The following is a 392-nucleotide window of genomic DNA, read 5'->3' as shown; positions in this document are numbered from 1 at the left end:
GGCCAGACCCGCAAGCGTTGTTCCGGGTATTCCAGGCAGCCACCGTCGTGCAGGCGGAAATGCTGCTTATACAGTGGCGAAGCAATCACCAGCTCGCCCTTGATGTTGCCGATCAGCCCGCGACCAATGACATTGACCCCCGATTGCGGGTCGCAATTATCCACGGCGTAGAGGGTTTTGCCCTCGGCGTCCGGCAGGTAGAACAGCGCGACTTGCTCGCCGTCCAGCCATACCCCCACCCCGGAGTTACGCACCAGGTCTTGCTTGTTGCACACCGGGCGCCATTCGTGGGTATTTGACTGGCTCATGAGAGTGCCTCCTCGGTAACAGGGATCAGGTTGAGTTCGGCGGCTGTTGCCGGGCGGCGCTGGCCGCGTTCCTTGACGAAGTGG

General features: G+C 61.7%; 1 protein-coding gene. It reads right to left on the bottom strand.

Annotated features, from left to right (window positions below; genetic code table 11):
* The coding region (gene nirD, locus SxD43FB_RS24290; protein ID WP_096064183.1) for a nitrite reductase small subunit NirD at positions 1-308 on the bottom strand (308 nt) is incomplete at its 3' end.
* Between the last annotated feature and the right edge of the window lie 84 nt (positions 309-392).

Source organism: Sphingobium sp. D43FB, from assembly GCF_002312805.1.
In the GTDB taxonomy this organism is placed as follows: Bacteria; Pseudomonadota; Alphaproteobacteria; order Sphingomonadales; family Sphingomonadaceae; genus Sphingobium.
This window is presented reverse-complemented; position numbering and strand designations above follow the sequence as displayed.